Genomic DNA, 324 nt, shown 5'->3' with positions numbered 1-324 from the left:
GGTATGATGTGAGCCATATTTGTTGATATGCTCAATCGCTTCTTCCATACCAGACACCACTTTCACCGCTAAAATTGGACCGAGATATACGGTGTACCAATCTTCTTCGGTTGCCGTTTTGACTGCCGCACCTAAAATGCGCTGAGTTTCAACACAGCCGCGCAACTCCACTTGTTTTTCAGTATAGAGCTCAGCGACACGCGGTAAAATCTCATCTGCGACTTTTTCATCGACCAGCAAGGTTTCCATTGCATTACACACGCCATAACGGTGAGTTTTTGCCTTGAGCGCAATCGGTAGGGCTTGGTGTTGGTCAGCTTGCGC

General features: G+C 47.8%; 1 pseudogene. It reads right to left on the bottom strand.

The window, feature by feature from the left end:
• Nucleotides 1-324: pseudogene (locus ACG9ZB_RS16845) on the bottom strand (gamma-glutamyl-phosphate reductase); the annotation flags it as partial.

The organism is Acinetobacter johnsonii, from assembly GCF_048551975.1.
Taxonomy (GTDB): Bacteria; Pseudomonadota; Gammaproteobacteria; order Pseudomonadales; family Moraxellaceae; genus Acinetobacter; species Acinetobacter johnsonii_A.
The sequence above is the reverse complement of the archived record's forward strand: the minus strand, read 5'-3'. Positions and strand labels throughout refer to the sequence as shown.